The 15755-nt window shown below is 72.6% G+C and carries 14 protein-coding genes; 6 read left to right on the top strand and 8 right to left on the bottom strand.

Features of this window, described 5'->3' with window-relative positions; genetic code table 11:
- Positions 1–104 precede the first annotated feature (104 nt).
- A complete protein-coding gene (locus E4U91_RS31045) occupies positions 105–1601 on the bottom strand; it encodes an MFS transporter (protein WP_241678745.1) in 1497 nt (498 codons plus the stop codon).
- A gap of 242 nt (positions 1602–1843) precedes the next feature.
- On the opposite strand from E4U91_RS31045, the gene E4U91_RS31040 reads away from it, so the two are divergent.
- Both E4U91_RS31040 and E4U91_RS31035 read left to right on the top strand, forming a co-directional pair.
- The gene (locus E4U91_RS31040; RefSeq protein WP_137309878.1) at positions 1844–2422 is read left to right on the top strand and encodes a TetR/AcrR family transcriptional regulator; all 579 of its coding nucleotides are present in this window, start codon (positions 1844–1846) and stop codon (positions 2420–2422) included.
- Between the two features lie 89 nt (positions 2423–2511).
- Positions 2512–3675, top strand: coding sequence for a pentapeptide repeat-containing protein (locus E4U91_RS31035; RefSeq protein ID WP_338326694.1), 1164 nt, complete (start codon positions 2512–2514; stop codon positions 3673–3675).
- Positions 3676–3694: 19 nt separating this feature from the next.
- On the opposite strand, the gene E4U91_RS31030 is transcribed toward E4U91_RS31035, so the two are convergent.
- Positions 3695–4726: a LacI family DNA-binding transcriptional regulator gene (locus E4U91_RS31030; RefSeq protein ID WP_137309877.1), complete on the bottom strand. Its 1032-nt coding sequence runs from the start codon at positions 4724–4726 to the stop codon at positions 3695–3697.
- A gap of 189 nt (positions 4727–4915) precedes the next feature.
- Here E4U91_RS31030 and E4U91_RS31025 point away from each other — a divergent pair, with 189 nt between their 5' ends.
- From E4U91_RS31025 to E4U91_RS31015, 3 genes are all read left to right on the top strand, one after another.
- Positions 4916–6082 carry a phytanoyl-CoA dioxygenase family protein gene (locus tag E4U91_RS31025; RefSeq protein WP_137309876.1) on the top strand — a complete coding sequence of 389 codons (1167 nt, stop codon included), beginning with the start codon at positions 4916–4918 and terminating at the stop codon, positions 6080–6082.
- A gap of 91 nt (positions 6083–6173) precedes the next feature.
- Positions 6174–6950: an SDR family oxidoreductase gene (locus E4U91_RS31020; RefSeq protein WP_137309875.1), complete on the top strand. Its 777-nt coding sequence runs from the start codon at positions 6174–6176 to the stop codon at positions 6948–6950.
- A gap of 109 nt (positions 6951–7059) precedes the next feature.
- The gene (locus tag E4U91_RS31015; protein WP_137309874.1) at positions 7060–8064 is read left to right on the top strand and encodes a Gfo/Idh/MocA family protein; all 1005 of its coding nucleotides are present in this window, start codon (positions 7060–7062) and stop codon (positions 8062–8064) included.
- Positions 8065–8137: 73 nt separating this feature from the next.
- Here the strand turns inward: E4U91_RS31015 and E4U91_RS31010 are convergent, their stop codons facing one another.
- The 4 genes from E4U91_RS31010 to E4U91_RS30995 form a co-directional block, all read right to left on the bottom strand.
- Positions 8138–9394, bottom strand: a complete 1257-nt coding sequence (locus E4U91_RS31010; protein WP_137309873.1) for a serine hydrolase domain-containing protein — start codon at positions 9392–9394, stop codon at positions 8138–8140.
- A gap of 187 nt (positions 9395–9581) precedes the next feature.
- Complete coding sequence (locus E4U91_RS31005; RefSeq protein ID WP_137309872.1) at positions 9582–10535, bottom strand: ATP-binding cassette domain-containing protein; 954 nt, start codon at positions 10533–10535, stop codon at positions 9582–9584.
- A gap of 5 nt (positions 10536–10540) precedes the next feature.
- The gene (locus E4U91_RS31000) at positions 10541–11617 is read right to left on the bottom strand and encodes an ABC transporter permease (RefSeq protein WP_137309871.1); all 1077 of its coding nucleotides are present in this window, start codon (positions 11615–11617) and stop codon (positions 10541–10543) included.
- Positions 11617–12636 (bottom strand): sugar ABC transporter substrate-binding protein, encoded by a 1020-nt coding sequence (locus E4U91_RS30995; RefSeq protein ID WP_137309870.1) that lies wholly within the window; start codon positions 12634–12636, stop codon positions 11617–11619. The genes E4U91_RS31000 and E4U91_RS30995 overlap by 1 nt, the downstream gene beginning before the upstream one ends.
- Positions 12637–12936: 300 nt before the next feature.
- On the opposite strand from E4U91_RS30995, the gene E4U91_RS30990 reads away from it, so the two are divergent.
- Entirely contained in the window at positions 12937–13722 is a 786-nt protein-coding gene (locus tag E4U91_RS30990; protein ID WP_137309869.1) for a GntR family transcriptional regulator, read from the top strand.
- Positions 13723–13755: 33 nt separating this feature from the next.
- Here the strand turns inward: E4U91_RS30990 and E4U91_RS30985 are convergent, their stop codons facing one another.
- Together E4U91_RS30985 and E4U91_RS30980 are read right to left on the bottom strand one after the other, a co-directional pair.
- A complete protein-coding gene (locus E4U91_RS30985) occupies positions 13756–14517 on the bottom strand; it encodes an SDR family NAD(P)-dependent oxidoreductase (RefSeq protein ID WP_137301101.1) in 762 nt (253 codons plus the stop codon).
- A 2-nt stretch (positions 14518–14519) separates the two neighbouring features.
- Positions 14520–15698: an acyl-CoA dehydrogenase family protein gene (locus tag E4U91_RS30980; protein WP_137309868.1), complete on the bottom strand. Its 1179-nt coding sequence runs from the start codon at positions 15696–15698 to the stop codon at positions 14520–14522.
- Positions 15699–15755 lie beyond the last annotated feature (57 nt).

The following is a 15755-nucleotide window of genomic DNA, read 5'->3' as shown; positions in this document are numbered from 1 at the left end:
TCCCCGTCCCTCACAGGTGGTGAGGGACGGGGAGCCCCCTTGCGTGGGCGCACCGTGCGGGCCGTGCGGGCCGTGCGACGGTCCCGGCAGGCGCCTCGGCGGAGTCAGCCGCGGGGCGTGGGACCCACCGGCTCACCGGACTCCACCGGCCGCACCGACCGCCCGGGCTCCGTCAGTTGGGGCATGGCGGGCCCGGATTCGGCGCGCGGTGCCTTCCCGGCCGGGCCGCCGGCGGCGCGGCGCACCGGGACCAGCAGCGCGGCCAGCGCCGCGGCCAGGCACAGCACGGCGAGCAGGGTGAATCCGTGGGTGTAGCCGGACTCGTACGGCAGGCCGGAGGGCTGGAGCCGGCCGGTGACCAGGACGCCGGTCACCGCGGCGCCGATGGAGCCGCCGATGGTGCGGATGTTGGCGTTCATGCCGGTCGCGGCGCCGGTCTGCTCGGCCGGGACGCTGCCCACGATGAGGTTGGCCATCGAGGCAAAGGCCAGGCCGATCCCGAAGCCGAACAGGCCCGCCACGACGGCGATCTGCCACTGCGCGTCGTGCCACAGGGCGAGGAAGGCGAGGGCGACCGCGCCGAACGCGGCGCCGGACACCAGCAACGCCTTGGCGCCGAGCCGGGGTTCGAGGCGGCCGCTGAGCACGCCGGAGACGAACATCGCGAGGAGCATCGGCAGCATCAGCAGCCCGGAGGCGGTGACACTGGCGCCGAAGCCGTACCCCGCGGCCGACGGCGTCTGCACGAAGCCCGGCAGGAACGACCAGATGGCGTACATGCCGGCGCCGAACAGCAGCGCGGCGAGGTTGGTGGTCCACACGGCGGGCAGCCGCATCACGCGCAGGTCGATCAGCGGGGTGCGCGAGCGGGCCTCGCCGGTCAGCCACAGCGCGAACAGGACGGCGGCGAGGGCGAACAGGCCGACGACTCGGGCCGATCCCCAGCCCCAGACGCCCGCCTGGCTGAGCGGCAGCAGCAGGGCGACCAGCCAGCCCGAAAGGAGCACGGCGCCGGACCAGTTGACCCGGCCGCCGGTGCGGCGCGGGGACTCGGGGACGTAGCGCACGGCGATCAGGGTCGCGGCGGCCACGATGGCGACCGGTATCCAGAACAGCCAGCGGTAGTCGAGCGCGGACACGATGGGGCCGGCGGCCACCATGCCGACACCGCCGCCGGCGGCGATCACGGCGGACAGGTTGCTGATGCTGCCGGGGACGCGGGAGGGCGCGAACTCGTCCCGGATGATGCCGAAGGACAGCGGGAACAGGGCGCCGCCGACGCCCTGGACGACGCGGGCGACGATGAGGACGCCGATGCTGGGGGCGAGCGCGGCGAGCAGACAGCCGGCCAGGACGGCGAGCAGCACCGCTACGAGGGTGCGCTTCTTGCCGATCAGGTCGCCGACCCGGCCGAGGATCGGGGTGAACACCGAGGCGGACAGCAGGTAGGCCGTCATCACCCAGGTGACGGTGGACTGCGAGGTGTGCAGGGCGTGCTGGACGGTCGGCAGGGCCGGCGCGATCAGCGACTGGAGCATGGAGAACACGCCGGCACCGGTCGCGAGGACCGCGAAGGTGAGGCGGGTGGAGGTGCGGGGCATGAGGGGCCTCTCCGGACGCGCGGGAGGCCGCGCAGGACGCGCCGGCCCTCCCGCACTGCTAAAGTGGAGGTACCCCTCCACTCTAACGGAGGCACCCCTCCGGTTCAACTCGTATCGGAGGACAGCCTCCGCTTTGACCGCAGACAGCCGTACTGTCCCTTGACCGCAGACAACCGTCCCGTCCGTAGACCCGTCCCGTCCGTGGACCCGTCCCGTCCGTGGATCCGCCCCTGGGAGGCACCGTGACGACCCCGTCGTTCCCCGTCAGCGCGATCGTCGCGGCCCAGCGTCCGCACCGCAAGGACGCCGCCCGCAACTTCGACGCGCTGCTGGCCGCCGCCCGCGAGGCGTTCGCGGAGAACGGCGCGGACGCCTCCCTGGAGGACATCGCCCGGCGCGCGGGCGTCGGCATCGGCACCCTGTACCGCAACTTCCCCACCCGCCGCGCCCTCTTCGAGAGCGTCTACGCCGACGAGGTGGACGCCCTGTGCCGGGCGGCGCTGGAGGTGGCCGACCGGGAGCCCTGGGAGGCCCTGGCCGCCTGGCTGGACCGGTTCGCGGGCTACATGGTGACCAAGCGGGCGGTGCGTGAGGCCCTGGAGGGCGAGTCGGAGATCCTCGGCGCGTGCCGGGACTCGATGTACGCGGCCGGCGGCCCGCTCTTCGAGCGCGCCCAGCAGGCCGGCGAGGCCCGCTCCGACATGGACTTCGGTGACCTGCTGCGCATGGTCGCCGGCATCAGCGCCACCCACTTCACCGACGACGCGCAGCGCGACCGCGTCCTCGCCATCGCCCTGGACGGCGTACGCACCCACCGCTGAAGCGGGCCGCGACGCCGCTCGCCGGTCGCCGGTCGCCCGGCGCAGTCGATCTTGCTTGTGTCCTGAGCGGTGTCTAGGCTTCCGTGCCCATGGACACGGGGGAAACGGGTGACGGCCACCGCACCTGGCGAAACCGGCCGGCCCGGCGTCGCGCGGCCGTGGCCGCGCTGGCCGGAGCGGCGGGGCTGGTCGTCGTCGGCGCGGTGTTCGTCGTCCTGCCGGGCGCGGTGGTCGACCACGACCTCGCCGGGGCCGGCGTCGCCGCACAGGAGCGGCTGAAGGCGGTGAACGACGTCCGCACGATGCTCCTGCAGGTGGTCGGCGGCCTCGTCGTGCTCTTCGGCGCGTACGCCACGTGGCGGCAGCTGCGGGTGAGCCAGGACGCCCTGCGCGCCACCCAGGAGGGCTACGTCACCGACCGGTTCAGCCGGGCCGTCGACCAGCTCGGCAGCGACAAGCCGGACGTGCGGATCGGCGGGCTGCACGCACTGTGGCGGATCGCCGAGCAGTCCGCCCGCGACCGGGAGGCCATCATCTCGATCCAGGCCGCCTACCTGCGCACCCATCTGCCCTGGCCGCCCGCCGGGCCGGGAGCGCCGGCGGCGGACGTGCCCATCAACGACATCGCGCCCCTGGAGACCCGCGCGGCCGACTCCCAGGTGGCATTGACGGCACTCGGCGTGCTGTGCGAGAAGCGGGAGCAGTCCTGGGTCAACCTCAGCGCCACCGACCTGCGCCGGGCCGACTGTGACGGACTGTGGTTCCCCGACGTCAACCTGGACCGCGCCTGCATGGAGGCGGCGGGCCTGTACCACGCCAATCTGAGCCAGGCCTCCCTGGTCTCGGTCAACCTGCGGCACGCCGACCTCACGACGGCGGTCCTGCGCCGGGCCCGTTGCGTCCTGGCCGACCTGCGGGGCGCGAAACTGGTCGAAGCCGACCTGCGGGACGCCGACTTCACCGAGACCGACCTGCGCGAGGCGAACCTGCGCAAGGCCGACGCCCACGGCGCGCTCTTCCACCGCGCCGACCTGCGGATGGCCGACCTGCGCGGCACCGACCTGAGCACCGCCGACCTCGCCGGAGCCCGGCTGACCGGCGCCCTGGCCAGCGAACACACCCGCTGGCCCGCCGGCTTCGACCCCGCGGCCGCCGGGGTCGTCGACACCGACGACCCCGGTCCCGAGCCCCCGCCCCTGCTCCAGCCCCCGGGGATGACCTGGCAGGCCCCGCCCCTGCGGTCCGCGCCGTGAGCGAGGACGACGGCGTGGCTCAGGCGGGCGCCGTCGGTGGCATGTTGTACGGCGTGACCACCTGGATCGCGGAGGGCAGTGACGGCCCGGCCTGCGGCAGCGCGCCGTGGGCCCGCATCACGAGGTGGCACGCCTCCCGCAGGTCCTGGCGCAGGTCGTGGTGGAGCACCGCGGACAGCCGGTGCTCGCGCAGCAGCCGCGTGTTGTCGTGGTCGAGGTCGTGCGCGACGAAGACCGCGCACTCGCGGCCCGCGTCCGCGAAGGCGCGCAGGGTGGCGATGTTGCCGCCGCCGATGGAGTAGACGGCGCGGATCTCCGGGTCGCGGGCGAGGGCGGCCCGCACGAGGTCGTACTGGGTGGCGTCCAGGCCCTGCCCCTCGGCGATCTCGACGAGGGCGCGCTCGGGGTGCCGGGCGCGCATCACCGCGCGGAAGCCCATCTCGCGCTCCTCCTCGTTGCGGAAGAAGCCGCTGCTGAGGCTGGTCAGCACATGGCCGGGCCGGTCGCCGAGCCACTGTCCCATCAGGTAGGCGGCGGTGGCCCCGGCGGCGCGGTCGTCGATGCCGACGTAGCCGACGCGGGCGCTCGACGGCAGGTCGGTGACCAGGGTGACGACGGGGATGCCGGCCGCCGCCAGCCGGCCGGCGGCCGCGGTCACCTCGGGCACGTCCGGGGCCTTGAGGATCACGCCCTGCGAGCCGCGCCGGGCGATCCGGTCCAGGATCCGCACGAGTTCCGCCGCCGGGGCGGTCTCCCGGAAGTGGTAGCGCGAGCGCAGCACCGCCGGGTGCAGCGACGGCAGTTCGGCCTCCAGGGCGGCGCGCACGGCGGTCGAGAACCGCTCCGGCGCCTGCATCACGATGTCGACCATGAACGTGCGGCCCACCAGCCGCACCTGGGTGCGCTGGCGGTCGAGGTCGGCGATGGCCCGGTGCACCTCCTGCGCGGTGGAGGCGCGGACCCCTCCCCTGCCGTTGAGGACCCGGTCGACGGTGGCCTCGCTGAGACCCGCCTGACGTGCGATCTCACGGAGAGGGAAGGGGTGACCCACGGCGGGCTCCTCGCTGGTGTGGTCCGTCGGCTTGAGGGGTTTTTGACGGCTCGCTGCCGGTTGTTCGAGGGGTTTGTACTGACAAGAATGACAGAGCCCGCACGGCCCCGTGGCCGTACGGGCCGCGTGACGGGACCGCTGCCGTGGGCGCATCGCTCCGGCTCCGCTCCCCCGACCGAAAGGACGACGATGTCCCGAGCCCCCGGCGCCCGGCTGTCCCGGCAGGACTGCTCCCTCGACACCTTCCGGTCGCTGGTCGAGCGCACCACCGACCCCGCCGACTACCCGCACGCCGAGTCCGCCGAGCAGAACGTGCTCGTCTACGACAGCGGGCGGCTGCGGTCCGCCGACGGCGACGCGGTGTCCGCCGAACTGGTGCGGGCGCTCTCCGACGGCCCCGGTGTCGTGGTCTTCCGGGGCGCCTTCCCCGACCCGGTGGTGGTGGACCGGATGTCGGCGGTCTTCGACGCGCTGATCGCGGACCAGCACGCCTCCGGCGCCACGGCCGGCGACCACTTCGCGCGGCCGGGCGCCAACGACCGCGTGTGGAACGCCCTGGAGAAGACGGCCCTGTACGACGCCGAGACGTTCGCCGACTACTACGCCAACGACGTCCTGGCCCTGGTCTCCACGGCCTGGCTCGGCCCCGGCTACCGGGTCACCTCACAGGTCAACGTGGTCAACCCGGGCGGTGCCGCGCAGACCGCGCACCGCGACTACCACCTGGGGTTCCTCTCCGACGAGGCCGCGGCCGCCTACCCGGCGCACGTGCACCGCCTCTCCCCCGTGCTGACCCTCCAGGGCGCGGTGGCCCACGGCGACATGCCACTGGAGTCGGGCCCCACCCTGTACCTGCCCTACTCCCAGCGCTACGAGCCCGGTTACCTGGCCTGGCGGCTGCCCGAGTTCCAGGACTACTTCGACGCGCACCGCGTCCAGCTGCCGCTGGCCAAGGGCGACGCCGCCTTCTTCAACCCGGCGGTGTTCCACGCCGCGGGCAGCAACGTCACCGCCGACGTACGGCGCACGGCCAACCTGCTCCAGGTCTCCTCGGCGTTCGGACGGGCCATGGAGACCGTGGACCGGGAGGCGGTCAGCAACGCCGTCTACCCGGTGCTGCTCAAGCGCGCCGACGAGGGCGAGGACCCGGCCCGGCTGGAGCGGGTCGTCGCCGCCTGCGCGGAGGGCTATCCCTTCCCGACCAACCTGGACAGCGACCCGCCCGTCGAGGGACTGGCCCCGCCGTCCCAGGCCGACACCGTACGGCGGGCCCTGCGGGAGCGCTGGACCCCCGAGGCCCTGCGGGACGCGCTGCGCGCGGGCGCGCGGCGCCGCGAGAGCCGGCACACGGACTGAGCGACGGGACCACGGCGGGCGGCCGGCCCACACGGCGGGACGCACCGGAGACGGCTGACAAGGGACTGGGGACAGGGGACAGGGGACACGGATGGCACTTCTCGACGACAAGGTCGTCCTGGTCAACGGCGGCAGCCAGGGCGTGGGTGCCGCGATCGCCCGGGCGGCGGTCCGCGAGGGCGCGGCGGTCGCCGTCAGCGGGCGCCGGCCGGAGCCCGGCGAGGCGCTGGTGGCCGAGGTGACGGCGGCGGGCGGCACGGCGATGTACGTACGGGCCGACCTCGCCGACGCCGGGCAGGCGAAGGCCGTCGTGGCCCGGGTGGTCGAGGCCCACGGCCGGATCGACTGCCTGGTGAACTCGGCGGGGCTCACGGCACGGGGCACCCTGCTGGACACCACGCCCGAGCTGTTCGACCAGCACGTGGCGGTCAACCTCAGGGGGCCGTTCTTCGCGATGCAGGCGGCGGTGGCCGACATGGTCGCGCGCGGGGCCCCGGGCACGATCGTCAACATCATCACCTCGTCGGCGCACGGCGGCCAGCCCTTCCTGGCGCCGTACGTCGCCGCGAAGGCAGGGCTGGCGGGCCTGACCCGCAACGCGGCCCACGCCCACCGCTGGGACCGCATCCGGATCAACGGCCTGAACATCGGCTGGACGGCGACCGAGGGCGAGGACGCGACCCAGCGCGCCTTCCACGGCGCGGGCGACGACTGGCGTGAGCGGGCCGCCGCCGCGCTGCCGATGGGCACGTTGGGCCGGCCGGACGAGATCGCGGACTTCGTGGTGTTCCTGCTGTCCGACCGGTCGGGCGTGGTCACCGGTTCGGTGATCGACTGGGACCAGAACGTACTCGGCGGCCTCGACTAGCGCGCCCCTCCGCGCCTCCCGGCCCCCGCCCCTCCCCCGTTTCCCATCCCCCGTCCGACCTCTTCGACCCGTACGCCCCGTTCGACCCCGCACCCAGGAGCCGCACCCCATGCGCATCGGAATCCTCGGCCTCGGCCGCATCGGCGCCTTCCACGCCGAGACCCTCTCCGGACTCGACGCCGTCGACTCGCTCATCGTCGCCGACCCCTTCGCGGACGCCGCCAAGGCCGCCGCCGAACGGTTCGGCGCCGAGGTCGCGGACTCCCCCGAGGCCCTGCTGGCCGCCGGCGTGGACGGCATCGTCGTCGCGGCGGCCACGGACGCCCACCCGGCCCTGATCCGCGCCGGCGTCGAGGCGGGCGTCCCCGTGTTCTGCGAGAAGCCCGTCGCCCGGACCATCGGCGAGGGCGTCGAGGTGCTGCGGGCCGTGCGGGACACGGACGTGCCGATCCAGATCGGCTACAACCGCCGCTTCGACGCGGGGTTCGTCGCCGCGCGGGCCGCCGTGCGCGGCGGTGAACTCGGCACGCTGCACACGGTGCGGTCCACCACGCTCGACCCGGCACCGCCGCCCGCCGCCTACGTGGCCGCCTCCGGAGGCATCTTCCGGGACTGCTCGGTGCACGACTTCGACATCATCCGCTGGGTCACCGGCCGCGAGGTCACCGAGGTGTACGCCGCCGGCGGCAACCGGGGCGCGGACCACATCCGGGAGGCGGGCGACGCCGACACCACCGGTGCCGTCCTCACCCTGGACGACGGCACCCTCGCGGTGGTGTCCAACTCCCGGCACAACGGCCGGGGTTACGACGTGCGCATGGAGATCCACGGTTTCCGGGACTCCATCGCGGTCGGCCTGGACGACAAACTGCCGCTGCGCTCGGTGGAGCCCGGCGTGACCTTCCCCGCGGGCACCCCGCACGACTTCTTCATGGACCGCTTCACCGCGGCCTACCGCGCCGAACTCACCGCGTTCACCGAGGTGGTGGCCGGCACGCGGCCCTCCCCGTGCACGATCGAGGACGCGCTGGAGGCGGGCTGGATCGCGGAGGCGTGCACGCTGTCGCTGCACGAGCACCGGCCGGTGACGATCGCGGAGGTGCGCGGAGCCTGACGACGCGCGGGCCGCCGCGGGCCGCGCTCCGCTCCTCGGCGCGGCCCGGCAACTCTCCCGGCGGGTACGGCCGTCAGTGGGCGGCCGGTTCCGCCGGCAGGTTGAACACGTGGCTCGGCGAGATGATCCGGGTGATCGCGTCGCCGAACACGGTGCTGGGCTCCTGGCCCTTGTAGTTGATGTCGGTGTTCAGCATGACCACCAACGTGGCCTGCGCCGACGGCAGGTAGATGGTCAGCGACTCGTAGCCCGGCAGCGATCCGTTGTGGCCGATCCACCCCTGGACGTCGAAGATCCCGAGGCCGTAGCCGGCGCCGGGGATGGACGTCGGGGGCGTGGCGAGCCGCTGCTTCTGCGTGGCCTCGCTGATCATCCGGTTCCCGTCGGGCAGTTGGCCGGTGGCGACGGTGCGCGCCCACACCCGCAGGTCCTGCAGCTGGGAGATCATGGCGCCGGCCGCCCAGGCCCAGGAGGGGTTCCAGTCGGCGGTGTCCTCGACCTGGCCGTTCGCGGTCTGGTCCGTGTAGCCCTGCGCGTGCGGATCGGGGAACTCGGCGCCGGCCGGGAAGGACGTGTGGTCGAGGCCGGCGGGCTCGAGGACGTGGTCGTGGATGTAGCCGGCGAGCTGCTGCCCGGACATCTTCTCGACCACCAGGCCGAGCAGGATCAGGTTGGTGTTGCAGTAGTAGAACTTCTCGCCCGGCGGGAAGAGCACGGGGTGCTTGAAGGCGTAGTCGAGCAGTTGCTGCGGGGTGAAGTGGCGTTGCGGGTCGGACGTGAGCGCCTTGAAGAAGGCTTCGTCCTGCGAGTAGTTGAACAGTCCACTGCGCATCCCGGCCAGCTGGCGCAGGGTGATCTTGTCGCCGTTGGGGACGCCCTCGATGTACTTGCCGATGGTGTCGTCCAGGCCGACCTTGCCCTGGTCGACGAGTTGCAGCAGCGCGGTGACGGTGAACGTCTTGGTCTCGCTGCCGATGCGCAGGTACAGGTCGGGCGTCATCGGACGGCCGGTGTTCTTGTCGGCGACGCCGAAGGACTTCACGTACTCGCCCTTGTCGGGGGTCCAGACGCCGACGCTGACGCCGGGGACGTTCGCCTCCTTCATCACCTGCTGGACGGCGTCGTCGAGCTGCCGCTGCACGGCGGGGGTCAGCTCGACCACGCCCCCGGACGGCGAGGGGGACGGGGACGGCGAGGACCGGTCGGCCGCGGCGAGGGACCCCGGCGGGGACTGGGGCGCCGCGGTGGCCCCCGCGAGGGGCACCACGAGCGCTCCCACCGCGGCGGCGACGACGATCCCCCGGCGCAGTCGTACGGACGCAGGCGACATGGGTGCACTCCCTGGCTGGACGCATGAGGGCCGGTCCCGCGTCGTCGTGGAGGCGGCGGGACGGAAGGCGGCGAAGCGCCGGACGATTCCCGTACCGACCAGCATAGGAGGGCCCCCGCGCGCCGTCCTGTCGGGAGCGCGCGGGGGCCCGCGGGCGCGGCTTCCGCCGCCGTGGCCCCGGCCGCTGTCAGGCGGTTCCCTCGGACGGGGTCGTCGTCGGGCCCGATGGGGTCGTCGTCGAGCCCGATGGGGTCGCCGTGGGCGCGGTGAGGTCCGCCTCCTCGGGGAGTCCCCCGGTGTCGACGCCGCGTACCTGGGCCAACTCGTGCTTCAGCGCCGCCAGTTCGGCGCCGCCGGCCATGTGGTTGGTCAGTTCCTCCAGGCTGACCTCGCTGCGCGCGGCGGACAGTTCCAGGGTGCCCAGGCGCAGGACGCTGAAGTGGTCGCCGACCATGTAGGCGTGGTGGGGGTTGTGGGTGATGAAGATGACGCCGAGTCCGCGGTCGCGGGCGGCGGCGATGTACTTCAGGACCACACCGGACTGCTTGACGCCGAGGGCGGCGGTGGGCTCGTCCAGGATGAGCACGCGGGCGCCGAAGTAGACGGCGCGGGCGATGGCGACGCTCTGGCGCTGGCCGCCGGAGAGGGTGCCGATGGGCTGGTCGAGGTCGTCGAGGACGATGCCCATGTTGCGCAGTTCCTCGTCGGCGGTCTTCTTCATCCGGGCGATGTCGAGGCGCCGTACGGGCCAGGGTCCCTTCGTCATCTCCGAGCCGAGGAAGAAGTTGCGCCACACCGGCATCAGCGGCACGGTCGCCAGGTCCTGGTAGACGGTGGCGATGCCGCGGTCGAGGGCCTCGCGCGGCGTGCTGAAGCGCACCGGCTCGCCGTCGACCAGGAACTCGCCCTCGGTGTGCTGGTGCAGCCCGGAGACGATCTTGATGAGGGTGGACTTGCCGGCGCCGTTGTCGCCGAGCACGCACGTCACCCGGCCCGGGTGCACCGTCAGGTCGACGCCGTGCAGGGCGCGGATGTTGCCGTACGATTTGCCCGCGCCGCGCAGTTCGACCAGGGCGCCGTCGGCGCTGCCGGGCACGCTGTCGTCGGCGAGGATCGCGCCGTGTGTGTCGTCGTTCGTCATCGCGGTCACCTCCGGGTCGCCGTGCGCTGGACCCACAGATTGATCAGGACGGCGCCGAGCAGCATCACGCCGAGGAACGCCTTGAACCAGTCGGGGTTCCAGCCGGCGAAGACGATGCCCTGGTTCACCATGCCGAACATGAAGGCGCCGAAGACCGGGCCGATGGCCGAGCCGGCGCCGCCGGTGAGCAGACAGCCGCCGATGACGGCGGCGGCGATGTAGATCAGCTCCTGGCCGACGCCCTCGCCGGACTGGACGGTGTTGAAGGAGAACAGATTGTGCATGCCGATGAACCAGGCGCCGAAGCCCACGGTCATGAACAGGGTGATCTTGGTGAAGGTCACCGGGACGCCGACGGCACGGGCGCTCTCCTTGTTGCCGCCGACCGCGAAGATCCAGTTGCCGTACTTGGTGCGCAGCAGCACCCAGGTGGCGAGGGCGGCGAAGACGAGCCACCACACCACGGTGATCTTCACCTGGACCCCGCCGACGTCGAAGGAGGAGGCGAAGACCTTCCTGGCCTGGTCGAAGCCGTCCATGTCGCTGATGTCGTCGGTGGCGACGTTGCCGGTGACCAGCTTGGTCACCGCGAGGTTGACGCCCTGGAGGATCAGGAAGGTGCCGAGGGTGACCAGGAAGCTCGGCAGTCCGGTCCTGACCACCATCCAGCCGTTGAACCAGCCGATGGCGAGGGACAGCAGGAGCGCCACCAGGACGCCGGTCCACACGTTCACCGTGAGCTGGAAGCTGAGCATGCTGGCGGTGAGCGCCGAGGTGATGACGGCGACGCCGGCCGAGAGGTCGAACTCGCCGCCGATCATCAGCAGGGCCACGGGCAGCGCCATGATGCCGATGGTGGAGGACTGGTAGAGGACCGTGGCCATGGAACTGCCCTGGCGCAGCGTCGGGGCCGCGATCAGGAAGAAGACGAGCACCGCCACGGCGCCGAGGAACACCCCGACCTCGGGGCGGGCCAACAGGCGCAGGGCGAGCGGGCGTCGGGTGGTCCGGCCGTCCTTCTCCCGGGGGCCGGGGGCCGGCGGTGTGGTCACCGCCGGCCCAGCCTGCTGGGTCATGCTCATCACCGGGTGCCCTTCGCGGCGAACTGGGCGACCGAGTCGACGTTCGACTTGTCGACGAAGGCCGGGCCGGTCAGCACCGGCTGCTCACCGCCGCCCATGTAGTTGCCGTTGTTCTTGTAGAGCCAGAGCGAGTCGATGGCCAGGTAGCCCTGGAGGTAGGGCTGCTGGTCGACGGCGAACTCGATGGTGCCCTTGGAGATCGCGCCGGTCAGGTCCTTGTTGAGGTCGAAGGTGGCGACCTTCGCCTTGCTGCCCGCGTCGGAGACCGACTGCACCGCGGTCAGCGCGATGGGGGCGCCGAGGGCGATGACGTGGTCCAGGGAGGAGTCCTGCTTGAGCTTCGCGGTGATCGTCGACTTCACCGAGGGCATGTCGGTGCCGTTGACGTAGAGGTTCTCCAGCGAGCCGGAGAAGGTCTTCTTCACCCCGTCGCAGCGCTGGGTCAGGCCGACGTTGCCCTGTTCCTGGACGACGCAGACGGCCTTCTTGGCACCGACCGAGTTGAGCTTGTTGCCGAGCGCCTCGCCGGCCACCGTCTCGTCCTGGCCGAAGAACTCCAGCAGGCCGAGCTTCTTCCAGTCGCTCACGCCGGAGTTGAGGCCGACGACCGGGATGCCCGCCGCCTTCGCCTTGCCGGCGACGCTCCTGAGGGCGTCGGGCTTGGCGAGCGTGACCGCGATGCCGTCGACCTTCTGGTCGATCGCGTTCTGCACCAGGTTGGCCTGGTTGCCGGCGTTGGGGTCGGCCGAGTAGACGAGCTTGATGTTGTCCTTGGCCGCGGCGGCCTCGGCACCCTTGCGGACGATGTCCCAGAACGTGTCGCCGGGCGACTGGTGGGTCACCAGGGCGACGGTCATCCGGGGGGTGTTCGCCTTGCCCGCGGAGGCGTCGGCGCCTCCCTCCTCGGCCTTCTTCCCGCCGGAGCTGCTGGAGCAGCCGGCGAGGGTCAGGGCCACCGCCGCGGCCATGGCCACGACCGGGGCGATTCTGCGGGAGCGGGAGGGAGAAGAGCGGTCCATCTTCCTGCACCTCACTGTGCGACGGAGAGAAACGGCGGGTTCCGATGAGGATCGCGGGGATCCGGGGCCCGGTGCGCTCGTGCGCTGTTGGGACGGAATCCAATTCCCTGGGGCGCCCTCTGTCAATACTTTGTTAGGACATCATTTCACAACAAGGTCAGAATGTAAGTACAAACCATTGACAGCCTCGGTCGGCCGGGCCTACACCTGAGGGGCCGGGTCCGCCCCGTCGACGCGGATGATCTCTACCCCCGGCGCACGCACGTACCCCTCACCACCCCCGCCCGAGGAGGTGCCCCGATGCCGAGCACCGGTGGCCGCGCGCGTGCCCTGGCGGGCTCCGCGGTCGACGCCCTGCGCTTCACCCTGGACCGCGTCAGCCCGGTCCCGCTCTACCACCAGCTCGCCCAGCAGCTGGAGGCGGCCATCGAACAGGGGGCACTGGCCCCCGGTGACCTCCTGGGCAACGAGATCGACCTGTCGACCCGGCTGGGCCTGTCCCGGCCGACGGTGCGCCAGGCGATCCAGTCGCTGGTCGACAAGGGCCTGCTGGTACGGCGCCGCGGAGTGGGCACGCAGGTCGTGCACAGCCAGGTGAGACGGCCGCTGGAGCTGAGCAGCCTCTACGACGACCTGGAGGCCGCGGGGCAGGGTCCGAGCACGCGCGTGCTGCGCAACGAGCACGTCCCGGCGAGCGCCGACGTCGCCGCCGCGCTGACCGTGCCGGAGGGCGCCGAGGTGGTCGTGCTGGAGCGGCTGCGCAGCACCCACGGCCGGCCGGTGGCGTTCCTGCGCAACCACCTGCCGGCCGGCCTGCTGGAGCTGGACACCGGGCGGCTGGAGTCGACGGGCCTGTACCGGATGCTGCGGGCCGCGGGCATCACCCTGCACAGCGCCCGGCAGACGATCGGGGCCCGCTCGGCCACGGGCGAGGAGGCCGCCCGCCTCGACGAGGCGGAGGGGGCGGCCCTGCTGACCATGCGCCGCACGGCGTACGACGACACCGGGCGGGCGGTCGAGTACGGCACGCACGTCTACCGCGCGTCCCGGTACGCCTTCGACTTCCGGCTGCTGGTCCGGCCGTGAGGCAGGACCGGCAGCCGGTCCGTCGGGGGGTCCCTAGCGGGGCGCCATGCGCAGGGCGCCGTCCATGCGGACGGTCTCGCCGTTGAGGTAGTCGTGGCCGACGATGGCCAGGGCCAGCTCGGCGTACTCCTCCGGCCGGGCGAACCGGTGCGGGAAGGGCACGCCCTGGGCGAGGGAGGTGCGGAACTCCTCGGAGACCGTGGCCATCATCGGGGTGTCCACGATGCCCGGGGCGATGGTGCACACCCGGATGCCGTACTGCGCCAGGTCGCGCGCGGCCGGCAGGGTCAGGCCGACGACGCCGCCCTTGGAGGAGGCGTAGGCGGCCTGCCCGATCTGACCGTCGTAGGCGGCGATGGAGGCGGTGTTGACGACCACGCCGCGCTGCCCGTGCTCGTCGACCGGCTCGGTCCGCGCGATGGCCTCCGCGGCGAGCGTCATGACGTTGAAGGTGCCGATCAGGTTGATCTGGATCACCTTCGCGTACAGCGCGAGGTCGTGCGGGCCCTTCTTGCCGAGGATGCGCATGGACGGGCCGATGCCCGCGCAGTTGACGACCGTGCGCAGCGGCACGCCCGCGCCGGCCGCGGCGGCGACGGCGGTGCGCACCTGCTCGGGGTCGGTGACGTCGGCGGCCAGGTAGGTGACGCCGGCCACCTCGGGGGCCCCGTCCACGGCGTCCTTGAGGTCCAGGGCGAAGACCCGCGCACCGCGCTCGGCGAGGGCCTTCGCGGTGGCCGCGCCCAGGCCGGACGCACCGCCGGTGACGAGGGCGGCGGTGTTGTCGAGCTGCATCATCACTCCTTGCCGAGGACGGTGAGCAGACCGCCCTCGCTCCGGTCCAGCGCACGAGAGATGATCATGCGCTGGATCTGGTTGGTTCCTTCGAAGATCTGCATGACCTTGGCCTCGCGCATGTAGCGCTCGACGGGGAAGTCGCGCGTGTAGCCGTACCCGCCGAGCACCTGCACCGCGTCCGTGGTCACCTTCATCGCGTTGTCGGTCGACACGAGTTTGGCGATGGCCGCCTCGCGCGTGAAGGGCAGCCCCTGGTCCTTCAGCCGGGCGGCGGCCAGCGCGATGGCACGGCTGGACTCGACGGCGGCGCCCATGTCGGCGAGGACGAAGGCCAGGCCCTGGTGTTCGATGATCGGCTTGCCGAAGGTCTCGCGCTCGCGGGCGTAGCGCACGGCGTGGTCCAGGGCGCCCTGGGCGAGGCCGGTGGCGACGGCGGAGATGCCGAGCCGGCCGCAGTCCAGCGAGGCCAGCGCGATCTTCAGGCCCTCGCCCTCCTGGCCGATGCGCCGCTCCACGGGCACCCGCACGCCGTCCAGCCGCATGGTGGCGGTGGCGGAGCCGGTCAGGCCCATCTTGCGCTCGGGCGGGTCGGCGCTCAGGCCGGGCGTGCCGGCCGGGACGAGGAAGCAGGACACGCCCCGGGTGCGGTCCTCCGAGGTGCGGGCCATCACCGTGTAGAAGTCGGCGTGCCCGCCGTGCGTGGTCCACGCCTTGGCGCCGTTGAGCACGTAGTGGTCGCCGTCGCGCACCGCGCGCGTGCGCATCGCGGCCGGGTCGGAGCCGGCGTGCGGCTCGGACAGGCAGTAGGCGCCGAGCAGCTCGCCGCCCAGCATGTCGGGCAGCCACTCGGCCTGCTGCTCGGGGGTGCCGAAGCGGGAGAGCGGGAAGCACGACAGCGCGTGCACGGAGACGCCGACGGCGACGCTGGACCAGACCGCGGCGATCTCTTCCAGCACCTGGAGGTAGACCTCGTACGGCTGGTCCGCCCCGCCGTGCTCCTCGGCGAAGGGCAGTCCGAGCAGCCCGCTGCGGCCGAGCGTGCGGAAGACGTCCCGGGGGAACGCCTCGTCGGCCTCCGCCTCGGCGACCCGGGGTGCGAGTTCCTTGGCGGCGAGGATCCGCGTGAGCTGGATGAGCTCGACGGCTTCCTCGGTCGGCAGGGCACGAGTGGCAGGCATGGTGACCTCCACGAAACGATACTGGAAGGAGTACGACAGTATCATTCAGCGTACGGC

Origin of the sequence: Streptomyces lasalocidi (assembly GCF_005280215.1) — a bacterium.
Taxonomy (GTDB): domain Bacteria; phylum Actinomycetota; class Actinomycetes; order Streptomycetales; family Streptomycetaceae; genus Streptomyces; species Streptomyces longwoodensis.
This window is presented reverse-complemented; position numbering and strand designations above follow the sequence as displayed.